20 protein-coding genes are annotated in these 22,322 nt (G+C 42.4%); 9 read left to right on the forward strand and 11 right to left on the reverse strand.

The annotated features are described in order from the left end of the window. Positions 1–16 precede the first annotated feature (16 nt). The 4 genes from HMPREF0659_RS00275 (at position 17) to HMPREF0659_RS00290 (ending at position 6,890) form a co-directional block, all read left to right on the forward strand. A complete protein-coding gene (locus HMPREF0659_RS00275) occupies positions 17–1,537 on the forward strand; it encodes an endonuclease I family protein (RefSeq protein ID WP_108235540.1) in 1,521 nt (506 codons plus the stop codon). Positions 1,538–1,859: 322 nt separating this feature from the next. Next, positions 1,860–3,008, forward strand: a complete 1,149-nt coding sequence (locus HMPREF0659_RS00280; RefSeq protein WP_013264094.1) for a hypothetical protein — start codon at positions 1,860–1,862, stop codon at positions 3,006–3,008. Positions 3,009–3,194: 186 nt separating this feature from the next. Next, positions 3,195–5,153, forward strand: a complete 1,959-nt coding sequence (locus tag HMPREF0659_RS00285) for a DNA topoisomerase IV subunit B (protein ID WP_013264180.1) — start codon at positions 3,195–3,197, stop codon at positions 5,151–5,153. Positions 5,154–5,321: 168 nt separating this feature from the next. Continuing rightward, complete coding sequence (locus HMPREF0659_RS00290; RefSeq protein WP_013264872.1) at positions 5,322–6,890, forward strand: S41 family peptidase; 1,569 nt, start codon at positions 5,322–5,324, stop codon at positions 6,888–6,890. Between the two features lie 659 nt (positions 6,891–7,549). Here HMPREF0659_RS00290 and ybeY read toward each other — a convergent pair. The 10 genes from ybeY to HMPREF0659_RS00340 form a co-directional block, all read right to left on the reverse strand. Next, entirely contained in the window at positions 7,550–7,978 is a 429-nt protein-coding gene (gene ybeY / locus HMPREF0659_RS00295; RefSeq protein WP_013264386.1) for an rRNA maturation RNase YbeY, read from the reverse strand. Positions 7,979–8,024: 46 nt separating this feature from the next. Then, the gene (gene coaD, locus HMPREF0659_RS00300; protein WP_013264052.1) at positions 8,025–8,471 is read right to left on the reverse strand and encodes a pantetheine-phosphate adenylyltransferase; all 447 of its coding nucleotides are present in this window, start codon (positions 8,469–8,471) and stop codon (positions 8,025–8,027) included. Between the two features lie 59 nt (positions 8,472–8,530). Further along, a complete protein-coding gene (locus tag HMPREF0659_RS00305; protein WP_044045783.1) occupies positions 8,531–8,989 on the reverse strand; it encodes a DUF4252 domain-containing protein in 459 nt (152 codons plus the stop codon). A gap of 3 nt (positions 8,990–8,992) precedes the next feature. After that, entirely contained in the window at positions 8,993–9,475 is a 483-nt protein-coding gene (locus HMPREF0659_RS00310) for a hypothetical protein (RefSeq protein WP_013264280.1), read from the reverse strand. Next, complete coding sequence (locus tag HMPREF0659_RS00315; protein ID WP_013263816.1) at positions 9,462–9,971, reverse strand: RNA polymerase sigma factor; 510 nt, start codon at positions 9,969–9,971, stop codon at positions 9,462–9,464. The genes HMPREF0659_RS00310 and HMPREF0659_RS00315 overlap by 14 nt, the downstream gene beginning before the upstream one ends. Before the next feature lie 52 nt (positions 9,972–10,023). Continuing rightward, on the reverse strand, positions 10,024–10,521 hold the full coding sequence (locus tag HMPREF0659_RS00320; protein WP_013264566.1) for a DUF4252 domain-containing protein: 498 nt from the start codon (positions 10,519–10,521) through the stop codon (positions 10,024–10,026). 13 nt (positions 10,522–10,534) lie between these two features. After that, a complete protein-coding gene (locus HMPREF0659_RS00325; protein ID WP_013263899.1) occupies positions 10,535–11,047 on the reverse strand; it encodes a DUF4252 domain-containing protein in 513 nt (170 codons plus the stop codon). Between the two features lie 128 nt (positions 11,048–11,175). Continuing rightward, positions 11,176–12,294: a DNA-processing protein DprA gene (gene dprA, locus HMPREF0659_RS00330; protein ID WP_044045784.1), complete on the reverse strand. Its 1,119-nt coding sequence runs from the start codon at positions 12,292–12,294 to the stop codon at positions 11,176–11,178. Positions 12,295–12,367: 73 nt separating this feature from the next. Further along, positions 12,368–12,775: an acyl-CoA thioesterase gene (locus HMPREF0659_RS00335; protein WP_004358870.1), complete on the reverse strand. Its 408-nt coding sequence runs from the start codon at positions 12,773–12,775 to the stop codon at positions 12,368–12,370. A gap of 84 nt (positions 12,776–12,859) precedes the next feature. Then, the gene (locus tag HMPREF0659_RS00340) at positions 12,860–14,170 is read right to left on the reverse strand and encodes a DUF2851 family protein (protein WP_013264453.1); all 1,311 of its coding nucleotides are present in this window, start codon (positions 14,168–14,170) and stop codon (positions 12,860–12,862) included. 367 nt (positions 14,171–14,537) lie between these two features. Between HMPREF0659_RS00340 and dapB the strand changes: the two genes are divergently transcribed. From dapB to HMPREF0659_RS00355, 3 genes are all read left to right on the forward strand, one after another. Continuing rightward, positions 14,538–15,293 (forward strand): 4-hydroxy-tetrahydrodipicolinate reductase, encoded by a 756-nt coding sequence (dapB, locus tag HMPREF0659_RS00345; protein WP_013264574.1) that lies wholly within the window; start codon positions 14,538–14,540, stop codon positions 15,291–15,293. A gap of 181 nt (positions 15,294–15,474) precedes the next feature. Beyond that, positions 15,475–17,004 carry a S26 family signal peptidase gene (locus tag HMPREF0659_RS00350; protein ID WP_013264936.1) on the forward strand — a complete coding sequence of 510 codons (1,530 nt, stop codon included), beginning with the start codon at positions 15,475–15,477 and terminating at the stop codon, positions 17,002–17,004. A gap of 124 nt (positions 17,005–17,128) precedes the next feature. After that, positions 17,129–17,824 carry a WbqC family protein gene (locus HMPREF0659_RS00355; RefSeq protein ID WP_013264733.1) on the forward strand — a complete coding sequence of 232 codons (696 nt, stop codon included), beginning with the start codon at positions 17,129–17,131 and terminating at the stop codon, positions 17,822–17,824. A gap of 278 nt (positions 17,825–18,102) precedes the next feature. Here HMPREF0659_RS00355 and HMPREF0659_RS00360 read toward each other — a convergent pair whose 3' ends face one another. Next, positions 18,103–18,738: a DUF4294 domain-containing protein gene (locus tag HMPREF0659_RS00360; RefSeq protein ID WP_013264107.1), complete on the reverse strand. Its 636-nt coding sequence runs from the start codon at positions 18,736–18,738 to the stop codon at positions 18,103–18,105. Positions 18,739–19,294: 556 nt separating this feature from the next. Between HMPREF0659_RS00360 and HMPREF0659_RS00365 the strand changes: the two genes are divergently transcribed. Beyond that, entirely contained in the window at positions 19,295–20,500 is a 1,206-nt protein-coding gene (locus tag HMPREF0659_RS00365; protein ID WP_044045945.1) for a porin, read from the forward strand. Positions 20,501–20,728: 228 nt separating this feature from the next. Next, entirely contained in the window at positions 20,729–22,141 is a 1,413-nt protein-coding gene (gene aspA / locus HMPREF0659_RS00370) for an aspartate ammonia-lyase (protein WP_013264234.1), read from the forward strand. Positions 22,142–22,322 lie beyond the last annotated feature (181 nt).

Below are 22,322 nucleotides of genomic sequence, written 5' to 3' on the forward strand. Positions count from 1 at the left end.
AAAACCTATTAAAACAATGAACAGGTATTTCAAAATGGTCATCGCTACAGCGTTGATTGGTGTAACAACATCGGCTAATGCGATCGATCGTAAGACATTAGCGCAGTACGCTTCTTCGTTACAAGGACTGAAGAAAGAGCAGTTAAAGGCAGCTTTATACAAGCTGATGGACAAGAAGAAGGTCTTACCATACGGCGGAGGTGGTAAAGGAACGTGGTGGGGATTCTGGTATTCAGACCGTGATCCGCAGACAAACGAGTGCTATAATCGTTATAGTGACAAGAAGTTTTACTTTGAAAGCACAAATACTGGTAGAGCTATTGGTGGTATGAACATTGAACATTCTTTCCCAAAGAGCTGGTGGGGAAAAGAGAAGAATGATGCTTGGTGCGATCTCTATAACCTTTATCCATCCGACTCAAAGGCTAATAGCTCAAAGAGTAACTTTGTTATGGGCGTTGTTGTCAACGTTAAAGAAGAAGCTGGTGCAGGCTATGACAAGGTTGGAATGGGCTATGCTGATGGTCAGCTTGTAAAGATGTGGGAGCCGGGCGACCGTTTCAAGGGCGAATTCTCACGCAGCTATATGTATATGGCTACTACCTATCAGAATCTTAGCTTTGTTTCAGAAGGTGCCAAACAATTGCAGACAGGTGCTTATCCAACGCTGAAAAAGTGGTCATCAGACCTCTTCCGCCAGTGGAGCAAGAATGACCGTGTAGATGAGATGGAAATCAAACGCAACGAAGCTATCTACAAGATTCAGAATAACCGCAACCTTTTCATCGACTATCCTAACCTTGCTGAGTACGTATGGGGTGATAGTATGGATGTAGAGTTTAACCCTTATCGCTCTATAACAACAGCTTCGGATGATGCAAGATACACAAGCGTGATTGTTCCTGAAGACCCTGTAACGCCAGACAATCCGCAGGTAACACCACAGGGCGGGACTTTCGTGAAGACAACAACAGTCCCAGTAGCAGGCAAACGTTACGTTCTTGTAGCTAAAACTGGCAGCAATTTTGTTATAGTATCTACTTTGAAGGGTAAGCCATATGGATATCTGCCAACAAAGGGCATCACTGATAATAATGAGAAGGTGAATGTTGCTGATGACCAGTCGGTTCTTACTTTGGAGCAGGGAACAACAGGTTTCTATATCAAGGATGCTAACGACAAGTACTTCGGGCAGGAGGATAAGTACAAGACCGTTCAGTTTGTGACTAAAGATAAGGCGGTAGAGTGGACGTTGGAGCCAAAGGCTGATGGTACATTCACAATCACATCTTCTACGGGACATGTACTTCAGTATGATACCAAATATAAGTCATTTGGTGCATATAAGCCAGCTTCAGCTAATGGAATCTATCCAATGCTCTATGTAGAAGACAAGACAGCGGGAATAGGAACCATATGGACTGTAACAACCACTGATGAGGCTGTTTATAACTTGCAGGGTGTTCGTATGCCAGCTGATGCACAACTCGCTCCTGGTATCTATATCCGTGGTGGTAAGAAGTTTATTGTGAGATAAATAATCCAGAATAATAAGCGAAGTTATTGATAATAAATGGCTTCATAATTCTTTGTGAAAAAGGGATTATGAAGCCTTTTTTAATGGTCGAATGATAGTATCTTGCAGCCTTTGATAAGGCTGAACAACTTTTCTGTTGACGTCAGACACGTATGGTGCGGATGCTCAGCACATATGGTGCGGACGCCTAACACGAGTCCTTATGACTGAGTAGTAGGGTAGTGATAGTCAATAAAAAGGAGCGTAAATTTGCCAATCTACCTTTTTTTTAGTACTTTTGCACGTTTAAGATTAGGAAAATAACGAAATTAAAAGATTCTAAATGTCATCAGTTCAGATAAAGAGAGTAGAGACGAAGAAAGACCTTAAGGCTTTCATCGAGTGTCATTATGACCTCTACGAGGGTAATCAATATGATGCCCCAAACCTCTATAGCGATGAGTTGAATACGTTGTCAAAAGACAAGAATGCTGCTTTTGACTTCTGCGAAGCTGAGTATTTTCTCGCCTTGAAGGAGGGAAAGGTGGTGGGGCGTGTAGCTGCCATCATCAATAATAAAGCAAACGAAAAGTGGGACAAGAAGGATGTTCGCTTCGGTTGGATAGACTTCATTGACGATATAGAAGTGTCAAAAGCTCTGTTGAAAGCTGTTGAGGACTACGGTAGAGAGAAGGGCATGACCTCTGTTGTTGGTCCACTCGGTTTCACAGATATGGACCCAGAGGGTATGTTGACATGGGGCTTTGATCAGCTCGGTACAATGGCCACTATCTATAACTACGATTATTATCCAAAGCACATGGAGAAACTTGGTGGCTGGGAGAAGGATAATGACTATGTAGAATACCGTCTTGATGTTCCAGAAACAGCTCCAGAGAAATACACAAAGATTGCAGAGATGGTGGAGAAACGATATAATCTCCATGCGCGTAAACTGACCAAGAAGGAAATCTTTGAGGGTGGTTATGGTAAGAAACTCTTTGATTTGATCAATGTTACTTACTCTCATCTCTATGGCTTCTCTGAGTTGAGTGAACGCCAGATAGACCAGTATGTAAAGATGTACTTCCCACTTGCCGACCTCGACCTCATTACAGTTGTAGAGGATGGCAATAAGGATAACCAGTTAGTTGGTCTTGCTATCACAATCCCATCACTAACACGTGCCTTGCAGAAGTGTCACCGTGGACGTCTTTTCCCATTCGGATGGTGGCATTTGCTACGTGCTATAAAGTTCCATAAGACGGAGGTTGTAGACCTTCTCCTTATTGGTGTCCTACCAGAGTATCGTTCTAAGGGAGCTAATTCTCTTGTTTTTGCTGACCTCATTCCACGTTATGTGAAGTACGGCTTCAAGTGGGGTGAAACGCACGTGGAGATGGAAACCAACGAAAGCGTACAGAGTCAGTGGGGCCCATTAGACCCAACTATGCACAAGAAGCGCAGATGCTATAGAAAAGCTATTGGGTGATGGGTGATGAGTGTTGGGTGTTGATGGACAGCTTTAACATGTGTTCTTTCTATATTTTCACGTGTTTCTTCTATTTCAACACCTAATAACTCATTAATGAACACTCAATATCATTAAATAGTCAAGCCCTTATTACCTAATAATTAACCCTCAATAACCAATCATTCACAGTCAATAACCCAGCACATGGATAAATCAACAGCAACCAACCCTCAATCCTCAACACCCGTTTCTTACACCGACGATAATATCCGACACCTATCGGATATGGAGCATGTGCGTACCCGTCCGGGTATGTATATTGGTCGTTTGGGCGATGGAAAGTTGCCTGAAGATGGTATATATGTACTCTTGAAGGAGGTAATTGATAACTCTATTGACGAGTTTAAGATGAATGCTGGTGACCGTATTGAGATTGATGTGGAGGATAATCTGCGTGTTAGTGTGCGCGACTATGGGCGTGGTATTCCACAGGGAAAGCTTGTTGAGGCTGTGTCTGTACTGAATACGGGTGGTAAGTATGACTCTAAAGCATTTAAGAAGAGTGTTGGTTTGAATGGTGTCGGCGTGAAAGCTGTTAATGCATTGAGTGCTCATTTCGAGGTAAAGAGTTTCCGCGACGGTAAGGTGCGTGAACTATCGTTTGAGAAAGGTAACCTCCAAAGCGACAAAACAAAGAAGTCTGCGGACGAGAATGGTACCTATATCTACTTTGAACCAGACGCAACTCTTTTCAAGCATTATAGCTTCCATGATGATATTGTGGAGGAGATGCTCCGTAACTATACCTACCTGAATACAGGATTGACCATCATGTACAATGGTCGTCGCATACTTAGTCGACATGGTTTGAAGGACCTTTTGACTGATAATATGACTGTTGATCCATTGTATCCTATTGTTCACATGAAGGGAGAGGATATTGAGATTGCTTTCACACACACCAATCAATATGGCGAGGAGTACTACTCCTTCGTGAATGGTCAGCATACAACGCAGGGCGGTACGCACCAGACAGCCTTCAAGGAGCATATTGCCAAGACAATAAAAGAGTTCTTCGGCAAGTATGAGTATGGTGACATTCGTAACGGATTAGTGGCCGCTATCGCTATAAACGTTGAAGAGCCAGTATTCGAATCACAAACAAAGATTAAGTTAGGTTCCACACAGATGTCACCTGATGGTGAGTCTATCAATAAGTATGTGGGCGACTTTATCAAGACAAACGTTGACAACTACCTTCATATTCATAAAGAAGACTTTACCGATATACTTGAGAATAAAATCAAGGAGACTGAGCGAGAGCGTAAGGCAATGGCTGGTGTAACGAAGTTAGCACGTGAGAGAGCGAAGAAAGCTAACCTCCATAACCGTAAATTGCGTGACTGTCGTGTACACTATTGTGACGTAAAGAACGATCGAAAGGAGGAGAGTTCTATCTTCATAACAGAGGGAGATTCAGCCAGCGGAAGTATTACTAAGAGTCGTGATGTCAACACACAAGCTGTCTTCTCATTGCGTGGAAAGCCGCTTAACTGCTTTGGATTGACAAAGAAAGTAGTGTATGAGAATGAAGAGTTCAACCTCCTTCAGGCTGCACTCGACATTGAAGACGGACTCGATTCACTCAGATATAACAAGGTGATAGTGGCAACGGATGCCGATGTCGATGGTATGCATATCCGCTTATTGATAATCACCTTCTTCCTTCAGTTCTTCCCAGAGCTGATAAAGAAAGGACATGTATATGTCCTTCAGACACCGCTTTTCCGTGTTCGTAACCGTCGAACAAAGATAAAGAACAAAGAGGTGATTGCCGAAGCGGACGCTCGTCGTGTGAAAGGAGAGAAAAAGAACGACTTTATTACACGTTATTGTTACTCTGAGGAGGAGCGTGTAGCAGCTATCAACGAGCTTGGTCCAGACCCAGAAATCACTCGATTCAAAGGTCTTGGTGAGATTTCTCCTGACGAATTTGCCCATTTCATTGGTCCAGATATGCGTCTGGAACAGGTTACTTTGCATAAGAATGACCAGGTAGCTAAGCTCTTGGAGTATTATATGGGTAAGAACACGATGGAACGTCAGAACTTTATTATTGACAACCTCGTTATAGAAGAGGACCTTCCTGACGTGGAAGAATAATAAAGAAAGTCGGTAAAAGGGATAGAATTTCCAAATGATGTCCGTACGATTGTTGGTACATCTGTGAATAAAATAAATAAAATTGAAGAGCAAAAGGCTGTTTTTAAAGGGGCTTTTTATTGCTTTCTTCAAGCATATAACAAAACTATTAAAACATAAAATTAGGATATGAGAAAGTATATTTGTCTTTTACTTTTTTACCTTTTTACCTTTTTACCTTTGTCGGCGCAGCAGGGTAATGACTCTCCTTTACGGAAGTTGCAGTTGGCAGAGATGGCAATTAAGAACTTCTATGTGGACTCTGTGAACGAGCAGAAGTTAGTAGAGGATGGTATTAGGGGGATGCTCGAGAAGCTCGATCCACATTCTACGTACACCGATGCAAAGGAAACCAAAGCGATGAACGAACCATTGCAGGGTGACTTTGAGGGTATTGGTGTGCAGTTCAATATGATTGAAGATACACTTGTCGTTATCCAGCCTGTTGTCAACGGACCATCTCAGAAGGTGGGAATCCTTGCTGGCGACCGTATCGTCAGTGTGAACGACTCTACTATCGCTGGTGTGAAGATGGCACGTATCGATATCATGAAGATGCTTCGTGGTAAGAAGGGTACGAAAGTGAAGTTGGGTGTTGTACGCCGTGGTGTGAAAGGTGTTTTGACCTTTGTCGTTACACGTGCTAAGATACCAGTTCATACTATCAATGCCTCTTATATGATTCGTCCTAATGTGGGCTATATTCGAATCGAAAGCTTCGGTATGAAGACCCATGACGAGTTCATGTCGGCTGTTGATTCACTGAAAAAGAAAGGCATGAAGACCCTCCTTCTCGACCTACAAGACAATGGTGGCGGTTACCTTCAGTCGGCTGTTCAGATATCAAATGAGTTCCTCAAGAACAATGACATGATTGTTTACACCGAAGGACGACGCGCTCGTCGCCAAAATTTTAAGGCAATTGGCAACGGACGACTGCAGGATGTGAAGGTTTATGTATTGGTAAACGAACTCTCGGCTTCGGCTGCAGAGATTGTTACTGGTGCTATTCAAGATAATGATCGTGGAACGGTTGTGGGCCGTAGAACCTTTGGTAAGGGACTTGTACAGCGTCCGCTCGACCTTCCTGATGGTAGTATGATTCGTCTGACAATAGCCCATTACTATACGCCAAGCGGTCGTTGTATTCAGAAACCTTATACAAAGGGCGACCTAAAGGAATATGAAATGGATATTGAAAAGAGATTTAAGCATGGCGAGTTGACCAATCCAGATAGTATTCAATTCTCAGATTCTTTGAAGTATTACACGATCCGCAAGCATCGGGTTGTCTATGGTGGCGGTGGTATTATGCCTGATAACTTTGTCCCACTTGATACAACAAAATTCACTCGCTATCATCGTATGTTAGCCGCAAAGAGTATTATCATCAATGCTTATTTGAAGTATGCTGATGCGAATCGTCAGGCTTTAAAGGCGCAATACAGCTCATTTGACGCGTTCAATAAGGGTTATGTGGTACCACAGTCATTGCTCGATGAAATCGTGGCAGAGGGCAAGAAAGAGAAGATAGAACCCAAGGATGCGGCCGAGTTAAAGGCTACTCTTCCTAATATTGCACTACAGATAAAAGCGCTTACAGCCCGTGATATATGGGATATGAACGAGTATTTCCGAGTGTGGAATACTCAGAGTGACATTGTCAATAAGGCTGTTGCATTGGCTACGGGCAAGTAGAAAAGTAGGGTAACATAATTCTTAAGAGTTTTATAACCTGACATTATAGGGCAAACTGAATAAGAAAAGGTGCTTAATTGAACTCCAATTAGGCACCTTTTCTTATTCAGTTCTTTTGTTAAACCCAATCAGTCATTAGCGACTACGCTTATTCCGACACATAAACCTTGGCATGTTATTAGGTTGAAAATTCATAGATGAAGGTTTGAAAAATAATTACATACTTTCGAGTAAAATGGCTATAAACAAAGGAAAAAATACGTATAAAAGGCGTGTTTGTAACCATCAGTCAATCAGTTAGTTATGAAGTTGCGTAAGGAAAGGTGCTTAGTTGGACTTCAAAAGGGCGTTAGTAAGGGTCTTAAAGGGCACCTTTTGCAAGTCAATTAGGGGTCTTTTAGAAGCTAAAAGAGCATGTGTTGGTTTCGAGGTAAGTGAAAATAGTTTACAAATGTAAGGTGAAATGGGAATAAGTGATACGGTCTTAAAACATTTTATAAACCTTTATTCTTATTCCGAATACTAATTCTTCTGCAGTCTATCTACAATCCGTAAGCAGAGAAATGAGGGCAAATAATAAGGGCTGAAACCTAAGGTAGGATTCCAGCCCTTCAATCTCGTTTATGGGAGCATCAACCGAATTAGGTTGAAGTCCACCGTTATTCGCCACTCATCTCCTTTAATAGTGCGAGTGCTTTGTTCTCGTTTTCTTCCATAATCTCACGCTCTCCAGGACCCTTGTCATTGATACCACAGAGGTGAAGGATACCATGAATGATAACCCGATTAAGCTCGTCCTCATACGACTTCTTGAAAAGTTCGGCATTAGAGCGGACTGTGTCAAGTGAGATAACAAGGTCGCCATTGAGCACATCATCCTCATCATAGTCGAAAGTAATGATGTCCGTGTAGTAATCATGTCCAAGATACTCGTTGTTTACTTCGAGAATCTTCTCATCATCTACAAACATATAACCAATTTCTCCAACCTTTCTACCATGCGTTGCAGCAACAGCTTTAATCCAACGAGAAATCTCTCGTTTCTTGATTTTAGGCATCTTAACGCCTTCAGCACTATATGTTATCATCGTGTCTATGTTTTATCGATGAGGCTTGTGCGCCTCTGTCTAATCGTTAATATCCCTTTGGCAAGAACTCAGTGATGTCTTTTCCAAAGTTTTTCAGTTCTCTTACAACGCTTGAACTGATACTTTCAAATTGTGGTTCAGCGTAGAAAAAGATGGTTTCAATAGAGCTCAAGCGTCGGTTGATATCAGCTTGTTCGCGTTCATATTCAAAGTCTTTTACGCTACGTACACCCTTAATGATATATTCGGCTCCCTCTCTTCGAGCAAAGTCTATGGTAAGGTCGCTGTATGCCTTTACTTCAATCTTTGGCTCGTCAGCATAGAGTCGTGCTATACGCTCGGTTCGTTCCTCCGTACTGAGCATATACTTCTTCCGCTCATTGATACCAACACCAATCACAACCTTGTCAAAGAGGGGCAAGGAGCGGCGTACAATAGCGTCGTGCCCTATTGTAAATGGATCAAAGCTTCCAACGAATATACCTATTTTCATTTGATTATTTTCTGCAAAAGTACTTCATTTCTATTATATATCCAAAAAAAGCTGGGGGATTATTTCCCACCAGCTATTCCTTGAATATCCTGTAACGAGATATTACCAAGTAGGTTGATAATTGTAATTTCATTGCGTTCTATGGCGAGTAGGGAAAACTCATTCTTTCCATTTGGATAATGCCGCTCGTAGATAGTAGTATGTTTGCCTCCCTCATTGACTTGCATTACAATCGAATACTTTTGTTGATTGAAGATACTTTGGGCTGACTTCTTGATAGAAGGAATCAGTGAAGGACGTTCGCAGGAGAGTATCTGCAGATAGTCGAGTCGGCTGGCAATCTTGCTGATATCCTTGTTACCTGCTTTCACATTGCCCATCATTCGCATCATATTACGTGATATGTAGACAGTGGAGACACCATCTGTTTCGCTGTATTTTTCGAACAATGCCTTTTGGGCAAATGCCGTTATACAGGCTATCATAGTCATACAAAGCGTTAAAATAATTCTCTTCATAATCTAATCCCTTGTTTTATTAGTGATGTTCTCGGTAGCGTCAATACCCTTATTGAGCGTCTTTGAGAATTTCATCAGTGCTTTTGACGTTTCGGCGTAAGCGTCTTTAGCGTTAGTATAGGTATCCTGTTCAGTTTGTGGAGACTTATTCTCGTTTTGGTAAACGATAGCTCCAGTAGCAAAGAGAAGCAACAAACTGGCTGCTATCCCTACTACCCAGCGCAGGTTGATATGCCTTATCGCACGACGATTAGTGACTTCTAAGGTGTTCCACTGGCTAATCTGTCGACTGAGTCGCTCTTCCATCCCTGCTGGTGTAGAGCATTCTGATGACTGAAGAGCCGTGAAGAAGATGCGCTCCTCCGTCAAACTGGCATCGATATCACTGCCGTTGAAGTAGGTGTGCAGCGCCTTCTCCTCCTCTTCGGTGGTCATTCCATCGTAGTATCGGTTAAGTAAACGCTTTATTTCTTCAGTCTTTATCATATCTCATTGCTTTTATCTGTTCTCTAATCTTCTTTCGGGCACGGCTGAGAATACTTCTTATATTCACCTCCGTAAGCTCTGTTTCGGTGCTGATTTCCTCAAAACTACGGTCTTCTATGTCGCGCATCAGCATGATTCTTGCCTGTGGTTCGGGCAGATGGGTAATTAACTGTCTTACGCGTTGGTATTCGTCAACTTCCTCTAATTGCTTACTTATGTTCTGTGAGGAGCTTACTTGCAGACTTCCCACATCTTTGTCGACTTCTTGAAGGTGTCCTGCTCTCATCTTGTCATAGAAGATTCGGCGTAGTACTGTTATGCTATAAGCCTCTGGATTGTCAACCTTTTCCATCTTATCACGCTGCATCCAGAGTTTTAAGAAGGTTTCTTGCACCATATCCTCAGCAGCTTGAGCGTTGCTCATCAGCCTATATGCCACCGAAAAGAGTTTCCGATGGCAGGGTAGGAATAGCTGTTTAAAATCGCTTGCTTGCATAGGCAGATGTGCGCTTTAGACAATAATCGGCTATGATGTAAGGTTGTCCGCCCTATAACTTATAGCTTTTCAGATTCTTCTTGTTGGTACTTTCTTTCACAACAGAGTCGACATCGTTAGGACTTATCTTACCCTTAATCCGCACAATGGCGCCATCTTGTTTGTCAATAGCAAGGATGAGCATTTCACGAATGCACCCTTTCTTTTCTTTGAGGTAAACATAATTAGTCTCATCTGCCTGCTTATTGTAGATGATTGGCGTATATCCCTTAGGATGGAAGGTCTGAACGGTGTTTCTAAAACGACTTTTTACAATCGAATCACAGTCGTCAAAGACAAGTATACGAAAGGATGACACCGCTTTCAGAGCCTTGGAATTGTCCGAATGGCTTTTAGTAAGCACCTTTAAGAATGACATTAAGGCTGGTGTTATATGAAGGTGAATAACGTTTTTCTCGTGCCTATATTGCTCAATCAGCCCTTTTACGCTCTGCGCTGAGGCTGATAATGTACTGAGAGCAAGGATGCCTATGATGATAAACCGTTTCATAATGTGTCTTTGTTTACTTGGTTTGTGACTTTACGACATCATCAATATTAGAAGGATTGATATGTCCTACGATATTGATGAGTGAGCAGTCTTCTTTGTCCATAGCGAAGACAACAAGGCTCTGCACTTCCTTTTCGTTGCCTTTAATGAAGATTCTGACCTTTTCGCCGTCCTCATTTGCCTTCACCATAGGTTCATATCCCTGTGTTTCCAGCTTACTGATACGGTTGTATAAGCCGTCTTTAATCTTTTGATTAGCCTTCTCGAAAGTTAAAATTTGCAGTCCGTCGATTTGCTCAGCGAGTGCATTAGCGGTCTCGTCGTCGGCAGCTTTAAGTCCAAGCTTTATGAGTGTCTTAGGCAAGTTGACGTAAGTGACGTTGTTTCCACTCTTAAACTCTTTGATAATAGACTCTACCTCATCATTCGTAGGCTGTATGATGAGACTCGTTGGGTTGGCTTTTACGGTGCAGCTTGAGCATAGAACAGCTACTGCGAATGCGATAGTAAAGATTGTTGTTCTCATTGTCTTGATAATTAATTAGGTTGGTGATTCAGTTTCCGTTCACATCTATAAAGACGGAAGATAGGACAGATTTGTGGCAAAGAAATGTCTTTTTTTTCAGTATTAGCTACTTTTATGGTATTAAGATCCTATGCTAAAAGATGATAACAACCGCCAGCCATCGCTCTAATAACCCCTTTCATTTCCAGCGTAAAGAGGATTCCTGTGAGCCTCGAGATAGGAATATTCGCTTGAATCGACAAGAGATTAATCTGCAAGTCATTGTTTTTAGCGAGCACGCGAACGATAGCTTCCTCTTCTGAAGACAAATCAGGGAAAAGCGTTCGTTCAATTCCTCGTTGTTGTGCCTGCCCCAATTTGATAGCATCATCCCATCCCATCGCCTTCACAAAGTCTGTTGCTGATGTGATGAGAGCCGCACCATTGTCACGAATAAGGTTATTACAGCCCTCGCTATAATCCGAATGAACAGCGCCGGGGAAGGCAAATACTTCCCGTCCATAGCTACGAGCGATACTGCAGGTGATAAGTCCTCCACCCTTCGCAGCCGATTCTACGAGGATAGTTGCATCTGCACAACCTGCCACGATACGGTTACGTTGTACGAAGTTGCGGGCAACGGGCTGCGTATGCGTGGTATATTCCGACAGTAATCCACCTTGTTTAATCATCTTTAAAGCTGTATCTCTGTGTCCACGAGGGTAGATATCATCGAGTCCATGAGCCAATACTCCTACCGTTTCAAAGCCATTCTCCAAGGCAGCTCGGTGTGCATGGATATCTACTCCGTAAGCCAGTCCACTGAGGATGAGTACATCTGGGCAAAGTACTTTTAGTTCTCTGACAAACGAACGGATAATATCCTGCCCATAAGTGGTGCAGTGTCGTGTACCGATAATATTGATAACGTGCCGATTGTTAAGGTCTGCATTACCGAGATAATAGAGTAGGATAGGAGCATCTGGACACTCCTTGAGCCGCTGTGGATAGCGTTCATCATTCATACAGATAGGCTCAATGTTATGCAGACGGTCGTATTCCAATTCTTGTTCAGCCCATTCTCTCAGGCTATCAATGTCTTTCAAGGCTTGTATGAGATGCGTTGAGGCTTCAGGAAGAATCTCTCTGATGTCTCTTTTATGTTCTATGACAGCCGTGGCAGAGCCAGCTCGCTTGTAAAGTTCAGCCAATTCACTGAGGTTAAAACGAGTAAGTCGGGTTAGTAAGATTGAGTTTAAGGATTCCATGGTGTAGGTAATGATCAGTAGTAGCTCCCTACCTTCCTTAGAAGAGAGGAAGGTTTAGGGAGTAGATAGACTTTTACAATACTCTTGCAAACGCTTCGTCGTATTCCTTGCTACTGCCCAATCTACCATTGATGAGTGTCACAAGGTCAACATCTGCATGGAAACAGAGGCGTTCGTCACTGGCACGGAAGAGGTCGTGAGAGAACACCCAGCGTAGTCCATTCTTCTTTAATGACATGCGTGAGATAATCTCGTCGTCGCAGGTAAATGGCACTTTATAAGTGAGTTGCATACGTGCTACAACGGCATCAACGCCTTTCTCGTGAAGTTCAGAGAAGCTAACGCCCAATGATTTGAGGAATCTATGGCGTGTATGCTCGGTGTAATGCAGGTAGTTTGCATTGTTAACGATACCTTGGATGTCGCACTCATAGTCGCGAACATCCAGTCTTGTCTCAAAGATGTATTTCTTCTTTTCCATAATCTATGTTGTTTTTAGGATTTTATTGGGCTTATTAGCCTTATTAGGCCTATTAGCCTTAGTAGCCTAATTATCCCAATTCTCCTAACCCTTTAATGATGAACTCCCCTTCAGATACTCATAACCAATCCTACAGCGGAGGCAATCTTTTCGGTCACAATACTCCTTCTTTAGTTGTATAAGGGCTTGCGAATCACCCGCAGTCTCTACCATTAGCCCCACTTCCTTCCACATTCTAACGATGTGATTCTCCTCTGCTTTCAAGGTTTCGAGGAAGTCGAAGGCACGTTCACAGTACTTCTCCGAGTTCTTATGTTTGCCGTATGCGAAGAGGATAGGCGCAACGGTATTGATAATCTGCAGATTTAATGATGCTGCTGATAGTTTCTTCTCGCTCTTTACGCTCTTTTCACCAAAGACATAATGCGTTTCCCAATAGCGAGTTACCTGTGTTGCCAATAGCTCTCTCACCTGCTTAACGCTCTCACACTCCAACAACTGAGACAATCCAGCCCGCTGTTCATAGTAGAGGTGAGCGAGCTGTGCGATACGGATATGCGGAAAGTTCTGCGGCCGTAGGCGGAGGAATCGCCATTGATTGGCATCCATTGCTTGTAGTCCAAACTTATGTGCTAAGTACTGATATTCGCTTTTCAGCTCTGTGAAATAGCTGTCGTTCAGTGCCTGCTGTTGATATCTTTCGGGGATAGCTGCTATATCTAACAATCCAGCTTGCCCCAAGAAGAAAGCTTCAATCTGCATGAGATTGTCCCGATGATGTGCCACGCCCTGCAAAGGAATTAGCTTAGCCCATGTCTCGAAAGCGTCCCCATTGATGCCGAAACCATAGTTGCGGGCAAGTGTAACGAAGTAGGCTGCTTCCCAAGAGCCGTCACAGTCCTTCACTCGTTGGGCTATCGCCTCTGTCTTCTGTTCCAACCTTTCAGTCTGTAAGGCACTCATCCACGAATGAACCATTAGTTTTGAAAGACTCGGAATGATACGATAACAAGCCGGATATTCGTCTGTTGTGAGTAGTTCTTCGTAATGTTCTCGCACAGCCGTTGGCACTTGCAGTCGCATCTGTGGCGGATAATCGCCCCTTCGTGTCTTAACATCAACGTCGATAGACTCAGCCACGTGCAGGATAACATTGTTATAGTTCGGGTCGCGGTCGTGTCTGTGTAGAAACCAATCGGAGGCACGGTCGTGTATCTCCACATTCCCCACCCACAGCGTACCGCCTATCTTCACCTTTGCATTGAAGAAGTCAGGCCCAGCGTTGTGATTATGTAGTCCAGTGTCAATGACCTCCACCTCTTGTCCGTCAGTGGTTTTAAGCCCTGTCAACGGAAACAGCTTGTGTTTCCATACGTAGTGGATGAGTTGTTCCATAAAAGATTCTTGGTTTGTAACAGTACGCAAATATACAAAGAAAATGATAAAACTAATAGTATTATCTATGTATTTTTCTTATTATTTCGTACTACAGTTTCTCAGTTCTTAGTACTCCGCACCAGTGGTGTTAAGCCTTCGCACCATTGGTGTTAAGCCTTCGCACCATTGGTGCTAAGCCTCCGCACCAGATGTGCGGGGCGTCAACACGTCGATAGAAAATGAGAAGAACGGTTCAATCTTACCAATTACTCTATATGTAAAGGTCATCCCTTGACTTGTCAATACCTTATTTAAAAATACGTAAACTTATTTTGTTTTATGCCGCAAATCAGCTACCTTTGCAATGTTTTAATTCAGATTAATTATGAAAATAGCATTGATAGGCTATGGCAAGATGGGGCATATGATAGAACAGATAGCCCTTGAGCGTGGCCACGAAATCGTAAGTATTATTGATGTAGACAATATAGAGGACTTCGATTCTCCTGCATTTGCATCGGCTGATGTAGCTATTGAATTTACGAATCCTACGGCTGCTTTTGCCAATTATCAGCGTGCCTTTGCACACAATGTGAAGGTTGTTAGTGGCTCTACGGGCTGGATGCAGGACCATAAGGCAGAGGTTGAGCGTATGTGTACGGAAGGTGGGCAGACCTTGTTCTGGGCAAGTAACTTCTCTATTGGCGTTGCTATTTTCTCAGCTGTCAACCGTTACTTGGCAAAGATAATGAATGGTTTCCCACAGTATAACGTTGAGATGGAGGAGGTACACCATGTTCACAAACTCGATGCACCATCTGGAACAGCCATAACCCTTGCAGAAGAGATTATCAACGACCTCGATCGGAAAGATAAGTGGGTTAAAGGCTTCCAACACGCTGCCGATGGTACGGAGTCAGGCAGTAACAAGGTTGCTCCTAACGAACTTCCTATTGCCTCTATTCGACGTGATGAAGTGCCTGGTATTCATAGCATCAGTTACGACTCTGAGGCAGACAAGATTACCATTACTCACGATGCTCACAGCCGTAAAGGCTTTGCATTGGGTGCCGTCTTAGCAGCTGAATATACCAAAGAGCATACCGGCTTGCTTACTACAAGCGATTTATTTAAGTTTTAATGTTGGGTGTTAAGTGATGGTTGTTGGGTGTTGATGATTACTGATAATGCTTTATCATAAAGCTAAAAGTAACGCACAATAGAGGAGACTGTTCTTCTTAACACCCTTTCACCAACTGATATTTAATAACAAACATACCGACATAATTCATTATTCAACATTTATCACCTCAATATATAGTATGATAGACAAAGAGAAAGCAGCCCTGAATCCTAAGAAGCAATGGGCAAAGTTTATTTGTGTTCTTGTTCTCTACCTCCTTTTCCTGTTCTGGGTAAAGAGTTGGTGGGGATTATTAGTCGTTCCATTTATCTATGACGTATATATCACAAAGAAGATTCGTTGGAAGTGGTGGGAGGATTCTGAGGGTCCTATCCGCTTCATTATGGGATGGGTAGATGCACTGGTATTTGCATTGGTAGCAGTGTATTTCATCAATCTGTTCTTCTTCCAGAACTACGTTATTCCTTCTTCTTCCCTTGAGAAGTCGCTCCTTACGGGCGATTACCTCTTTGTTTCGAAGGTAAGTTATGGTCCTCGTATTCCTGAGACACCATTGACAATGCCGCTGACACAGCACACTTTACCAATTATCAATACTAAGAGCTATATATCTTGGCCACATTGGGACTACCGTCGCGTGAAGGGTTTGGGTAAGGTACAGCTCAATGATATCGTTGTGTTCAACTTCCCTGCAGGTGATACTATCATGAGTGAGCCTGCTTATCAGGGCAATGACTACTACCATGATGTCTATACATTGGGTACAAACTTCCTCGCACAACAGAATCCTAATATCAATCTGTCGGCGATGAACACACTCCAACAGCGTGCTTTCTTTGATAAGGCATACGCTACGGGTAGAGCTTATATTGTGAGAAATGTAGGCACCTACGGAGCGTTGGATTGGCGTCCTACTGACCGTCGTGAGAACTATGTGAAGCGTTGTGTAGGTCTTCCTGGACAGACCTTGCAGATTAAGGACAAGATCGTTTATATTGACGGAAAGGCAAATAAAGAGCCAGAGAAAGTCGAATATACCTATTTTATTAAGTTTAAAAACATCGCTGTTTCTGATTTCATAGGAGAACGTTACGACGAACTTCGTAAGGATTTAGAAATCAGTGATGAGGATGTACAGACGCTCAGCCTTCTGAAAGGATATGACTTGAGCCAAGGTAAAGTGCTTAATAAGGATATTCTGTCTTATGATGGTTATATGCCATTGACAAAACGAGCCGTTGCTGAGCTGAAGCGTCAGGGGCTTGTACAGTCTATCCGTCCAGTAACAGATAGAGATCTCTACTCTGGTCCGTATTATCCGCTCAATGGTTTTACTGGTTGGACACGCGATAACTATGGTCCTATTTGGATTCCAGCAAAGGGCAAGTCGATTAATTTGACATTAGAGAACCTCCCTGTTTATGAGCGTTGTATCAAGGTATATGAGGGCAATGACTTGCAGGTTAAGAACGGAAAGATATATATCAACGGTAAACTATCTAATAGCTACACCTTTAAGATGGACTATTACTGGATGATGGGTGATAACCGTCATAACTCTGCCGACAGCCGTTTTTGGGGCTTTGTGCCAGAGGATCATGTCGTTGGTAAGCCAATCTTCATCTGGTGGTCAAGTGATCCAGACCGCAAAGGCTTTGGAGGAATCCGTTGGCACAGACTGTTTAACTGGGTTGATAATATAAAGTAGGTCCCCTAAAGGACCTCCCCAAGCCCCTCCAAAGGAGGGGATGTGCAAGTTACCTGTGTTTGGTAAACGTTACACATCCCCTCCTTTTTTGTCATTGTTCAATCATATTATACGTAAAACTGTTATGGCATATTCTGACAATAACAACATCTTCAGTTCTAATAATAGCAACATTAGTAACTTAACATCCCCTCCTTCGGAGGGGCTTGGGGAGGTCTTGCTCTCCTCTGCTTACTTTGCGCCCATTCAATGGTATCAGAAACTGAATCGCTATGACGGCTGTCTGATAGAGCAACACGATAACTTTGTTAAGCAGACCTATCGTAATCGTTGTGTAATCGCTTCTGCAAATGGTCCACAAGCCCTCTCTATTCCTGTCGAGAAGTTTGAGAGTCTGAAGTGTCCGATGAAGGATGTGCGTATCAGCGACCACGATAACTGGCGTCACCAGCACTGGAACGCATTGCTGTCGTCTTATGGTGAGAGTCCGTTCTTTGAATATTATGAAGACGATATACGTCCATTCTTCGAGCGAAAATGGACGTATCTCTATGATTTCAACTGGGAGATAACGCTGAAAATGTGCGAACTCATCGACATTATGCCTTGTATGCGTCGCACAGATGCCTATCTGAAGGATATTCCCGATGGAATCGTTGATTTTAGAGAGATAATTCGTCCGAAGCATCCGGGTGTTGACAGCGACTTCATTTCTCGTCGTTATTATCAAGTTTATCAACAGAAGTTTGGCTTCCTGCCCAACCTTAGTATCCTTGACTTGCTTTTCAACGAGGGTAATGAGAGTGTACTTTACTTATAAGAGGCTGTTAACGTAGTGTTTTTAGGCTGTAATAATCGCCTTTTATCTCTCTTCTCAATTCTTTAAAAGGTATGTCTTGAGAATTATTTTCATGAAAAAAAGAAATTATTTACGTGAAAAGAAATATTTATTTTCATGAAGAAAAATATTTATTTTCATGAAAATAATTCGAAAAAGGCGTAGAGTTGTTGTCTTATAACAGCTCTACGCCTTTTGTTTTTAGCCTTTTCAGCGTTTTATTTTGTACCTTCTTAAAACAAAATAGAGGGGAGCTTGGATTATAACTGTCCAGCCTCAACCTGCAAGACAATGCGCTCTACAAGTCTGTCAGCTCCATTTGGCTCGTAGCGTTTCTTCAAACTACTACCGAAAGCCCAAGCAAAGGCTTGATAGAAACCTGCTCGCACAGGACCGAGGAAAGCCTGTACCAGTTCGTAGGAAGTCGAATTACACTCTCGGTCGATAAGCTTGATAAGCAACTTACCTTGGGTGAATGTTAGCTTCTTCATACGTGGCTTATAGGTGTTCCAGATTTCTTTCTCCACCTTCTTCATGTGTTCGTCACGCTCTTTCTTAGTAGGAATAGTCTCAAGATAAGCACCTGTTTCCAGAATAATCTGGTTACACTCCTTGGCGATTGGAAGTACCTTTTTAATGTTATAAACCAATCGATAGTAGGCTGTTTCCTGCGATTTATTCTTGAATTCGAGCGGTGGAAAGACGTAAACCTTGCTCGTTCTGACATATTGAATGCTGTCAGCGCCAACCTTTGCCTTACCGATGTGAACCATAGGCACAAACGTCGGAGAGTCCATATCTACCACACGATCCTCGGGGTTGATATGGTCTTGCGCTGTTGCAGCTGTAGAAAGCAATAGTAGCGTTCCAAGTGTGAAAAGCAATCGTTTACTCATAACTGATTCATAATCCAACTTCTCGTTGGGTACAGTTTATTTTCTGCAAAAGTAGCGATTATTTCTGAAGTGTGTTAGGAAATTCATAATAATTTGTCATTTGCCCTCATTAATTGTCTTTATATATTGATTTTAGTCCCGATAAAGGCAACTACTCCATGACTATCTTTGGGTTATGAGATAGGATAGAAAACTATACTTTTTGTCGTGTTTATAGGACTTATCCTATTCTTTTATATATCAATATGTCAGCTTTATATCATCTTGATTTCATATACTCCTTTCTTTAGCTTGCTTTATGACGCTAAAGAAAGTTAAACGCCTTATATTTATGTAGGGTATTTGTAAAAGCTATCAATATTTTTTCTACTTTTGTGAAACAAACCATAGCGCAGAACACAACACTTACGGAAGCGGTTTATTACGCCCGTTATAGCTGGTTTACTTCGGTTTAACCTGTAACGTGAAGTTTCAGGAGTGTGACTACATTCTGTGTCAGTTTATTTTATCGTTAGAGTTTATCCTTAAAAAAGAACGAAATAAAACATATATCATGATGAAGAAGACACTACTATGTAGCTGCCTATTTGCACTTTCTTTGGGTGTACAGGCGCAAGATAACCATGGGTATGGGGCAGACGACAGTCAGTTTAAGTCACTTGCAGAAGAGGTGGCACACTTAAAGAAAAGCAACGATATGTTTAATGTCTATATCAACTATGCTGCCAGTGTACAGGCTGTATCGGATGAAGGACATGAATGGAGTGCAGGCTTTAAGAATAAACACCTTCGTCTTGAAGTCAAGGGTAACCTAACAGATAAACTCTACTACCGTTTCTGCTATCGTTTGAATAAGTCAAATGTAGCAAGTAGTGAAGATAACTTTGCGCAATCAACTGACGTTATGATGATGGGTTATAAGTTCTCTGATAAGCTTTCGGTTGAAGCTGGTAAGATCTTTCAGCCTTTTGGAGGTTTTGAAGTGGATGAAAATCCTGTCTATATCTATGAGTTCTCTGACTTGACGGGGGGTATGGAGTGCTATTTAGGGGGCGCTATAGTTGCTTATAAGCCTATTCCGACTCAAGAGTTTGTTGTAGGTGTGACGAATGCGCATAATGATAAGTTTGCTGATGTATATGGTGATAATTCCATAGCAATCGAAGGTGATGGTACACATAGTAGGAGGTTAGAGAAGTCGCGTATTCCACTTGGTTATAGTTTGGCTTGGAATGGTAGGTTCTTAAACGATAAAATCCTTACTCGATGGTCATGGGGAATAGAGTCTGAGACACGGCATAAGTATAGTCGTATGCTCATTCTTGGACAGAAATTGAACTTAGAACGACTGCAATGGTATTTCGATTATATGTTGCAGAACGATGGCGTCGACCGCTTAGGCTTAGCGTCAGACGAGTTGAGGGGCTTTTTCCCAAGTAGTGGAAATGATGTGTGGATGAGTGATATACATTATAATTCATTTATAACAAAGCTCAACTGGCAGTTTGTTCCACGTTGGAATCTGATGTTGAAGGGTATGTATGAGACGGCAAGTGTCACAAAGATTGACCGTTTTAAGGACTTCCGTAAGAGCTATGGCTATGTAGGTAGTGTGGAGTATTATCCTATTAAGGGGCAAGACCTGCGTATCTTCTTAGCCTATGTGGGTAAGAAAGTTACTTATAAGGAGGGTGTTGGCTTGGATAAGTATAATACTAATCGCATCGAGTTGGGCTTTAAGTACAGAATCAAAGCTTATTAAAAGTAGGAAAAGAAAAGGATAAGAAAGATACTGAGAGGTGTAGGAAGGGTTGGAACTCTTCACGAAAAAGAAGTAAGTATACACACTATAAGTTGGTTAGAAAAGCCAAATAGTTGTCGTAGAAATCTCTTGAATCAGTGTTTTGAAACATCCTAATACATAAAAGAAATAAATCATTCTCTTCTCGTTAGTGAAAGAGATCAACGCTAACTTTATCAAAATAGAATCATGGAAGAAAAGAAATTTCGTGTAGAAAGCGACCTCTTGGGTGAGCTTCAAGTTCCAGAAGAGGCTTATTATGGTGTGCAGACACAGCGTGCCATCAACAACTATCACATTTCACGCAAGCGTATGTGTGATTATCCAGACTATGTTGTTGCTATTGCTTACGTCAAATTGGCTGCTGTAGAAACCAACCGTCAGCTCGGTGAAATCAGTGATGAAGTGGCTGATGCGATGGCACAAGCATGCCGTGAACTTATTGATGGTAAGATGCACGAGAACTTTGTGACCGATATGGTACAAGGAGGTGCGGGCACATCTGTCAACATGAATGCCAATGAGGTGATTGCCAACCGTGCTTGTGAGATTATGGGTCACAAGAAAGGTGAGTTCCAGTACTGCTCTCCTAACGATCATGCTAACTGCGGTCAGTCAACGAATGATGTTTATCCAACTACCATTCGTCTGACACTTATCCTACTGAATAAGAAACTTGTGGCTTCTTTGAGTGAACTCATTGCTGCTTTCCGTAGAAAGGGTGAGGAGTTTAAGCATGTTATTAAGATGGGTCGTACACAGCTTCAAGATGCTGTCCCTATGACAAGTGGACAGGAGTTTAATGCCTTTGCCAATACATTGGAAGAAGAGATTGCCAACCTTAATCGTAATGCTGCTCTCTTGCATGAAATCAATATGGGTGGTACTGCTATCGGAACGGGTCTGAACGCTGCTCCTGGCTTCCCAAAGATTTGTGCTGAAAAGCTAAGCGAATTGACTGGTATGGACTTCATTGCAGGTGCCGACCTTGTCGAGGCTACACCTGATACAGGTGCTTATGTAAGCTATTCAAGTGCTTTGAAACGCTTAGCTGTTAAACTTTCTAAGATTTGTAACGACCTTCGTCTGTTGGCTTCTGGTCCTCGTTGCGGTCTGAATGAAATCAATCTTCCACCGATGGCACCGGGTTCAAGTATCATGCCTGGTAAGGTGAACCCAGTTATTCCAGAAGTAACAAACCAGACTTGTTTCAAGGTTATCGGTAATGATACAACTGTTATGATTGCTGCTGAGGCTGGACAGTTGCAGCTGAATGTAATGGAGCCAATCATTACAGAGTGTCTTATTGAGGACCTTACTTGGTTACCAAATGCCATGGACACACTGCGTGAGAAGTGTATTGACGGTATCACGGTGAATAAGGACCGCTGTCTTGAGATGGTGAAACACTCTATCGGTATTGTTACAGCACTCAATCCATACATCGGATATAAGAATAGCACGAAGATTGCTAAGGAAGCCCTTGCAACAGGTGGCTCTGTTTATGACCTTGTACTTGAACATAAGTTGCTCTCTAAGGAGAAACTTGATGCTATCTTGTCACCAGAGCATATGCTTGCACCAGAGGCAAGAATAAAGTAAAAAAGCTTTTTATGTTCGTGTTGATAAGCAGTAAAAAGCTGCTTTTCGCATACTAACTATAATGAAGATGCTGTATCCACACGTTGGATATGGCATCTTTCTTTTTATGGTGGCTGTGGTAATTGCCTAATATCCCACTGACAAGATGTTCTCTACAGTCTAAAACCACTGCGTTCTATTC

Origin of the sequence: Prevotella melaninogenica ATCC 25845 (assembly GCF_000144405.1) — a bacterium.
In the GTDB taxonomy this organism is placed as follows: Bacteria; Bacteroidota; Bacteroidia; order Bacteroidales; family Bacteroidaceae; genus Prevotella; species Prevotella melaninogenica.

Coding starts and splice junctions, on each gene's coding strand:
- HMPREF0659_RS00310 (WP_013264280.1), bottom strand. CDS start 9,475: ATGATAAAGACTGAAGAAATAAAGCGTTTACTTAACCGATACTACGAT.
- HMPREF0659_RS00335 (WP_004358870.1), bottom strand. CDS start 12,775: ATGGAAAAGAAGAAATACATCTTTGAGACAAGACTGGATGTTCGCGAC.
- coaD (WP_013264052.1), bottom strand. CDS start 8,471: ATGAAAATAGGTATATTCGTTGGAAGCTTTGATCCATTTACAATAGGG.
- HMPREF0659_RS00340 (WP_013264453.1), bottom strand. CDS start 14,170: ATGGAACAACTCATCCACTACGTATGGAAACACAAGCTGTTTCCGTTG.
- HMPREF0659_RS00350 (WP_013264936.1), top strand. CDS start 15,475: ATGATAGACAAAGAGAAAGCAGCCCTGAATCCTAAGAAGCAATGGGCA.
- aspA (WP_013264234.1), top strand. CDS start 20,729: ATGGAAGAAAAGAAATTTCGTGTAGAAAGCGACCTCTTGGGTGAGCTT.
- dapB (WP_013264574.1), top strand. CDS start 14,538: ATGAAAATAGCATTGATAGGCTATGGCAAGATGGGGCATATGATAGAA.
- HMPREF0659_RS00280 (WP_013264094.1), top strand. CDS start 1,860: ATGTCATCAGTTCAGATAAAGAGAGTAGAGACGAAGAAAGACCTTAAG.
- HMPREF0659_RS00290 (WP_013264872.1), top strand. CDS start 5,322: ATGAGAAAGTATATTTGTCTTTTACTTTTTTACCTTTTTACCTTTTTA.
- HMPREF0659_RS00360 (WP_013264107.1), bottom strand. CDS start 18,738: ATGAGTAAACGATTGCTTTTCACACTTGGAACGCTACTATTGCTTTCT.
- HMPREF0659_RS00285 (WP_013264180.1), top strand. CDS start 3,195: ATGGATAAATCAACAGCAACCAACCCTCAATCCTCAACACCCGTTTCT.
- HMPREF0659_RS00305 (WP_044045783.1), bottom strand. CDS start 8,989: ATGAAGAGAATTATTTTAACGCTTTGTATGACTATGATAGCCTGTATA.
- HMPREF0659_RS00320 (WP_013264566.1), bottom strand. CDS start 10,521: ATGAAACGGTTTATCATCATAGGCATCCTTGCTCTCAGTACATTATCA.
- HMPREF0659_RS00355 (WP_013264733.1), top strand. CDS start 17,129: ATGGCATATTCTGACAATAACAACATCTTCAGTTCTAATAATAGCAAC.
- HMPREF0659_RS00325 (WP_013263899.1), bottom strand. CDS start 11,047: ATGAGAACAACAATCTTTACTATCGCATTCGCAGTAGCTGTTCTATGC.
- HMPREF0659_RS00275 (WP_108235540.1), top strand. CDS start 17: ATGAACAGGTATTTCAAAATGGTCATCGCTACAGCGTTGATTGGTGTA.
- dprA (WP_044045784.1), bottom strand. CDS start 12,294: ATGGAATCCTTAAACTCAATCTTACTAACCCGACTTACTCGTTTTAAC.
- ybeY (WP_013264386.1), bottom strand. CDS start 7,978: ATGATAACATATAGTGCTGAAGGCGTTAAGATGCCTAAAATCAAGAAA.
- HMPREF0659_RS00365 (WP_044045945.1), top strand. CDS start 19,295: ATGAAGAAGACACTACTATGTAGCTGCCTATTTGCACTTTCTTTGGGT.
- HMPREF0659_RS00315 (WP_013263816.1), bottom strand. CDS start 9,971: ATGCAAGCAAGCGATTTTAAACAGCTATTCCTACCCTGCCATCGGAAA.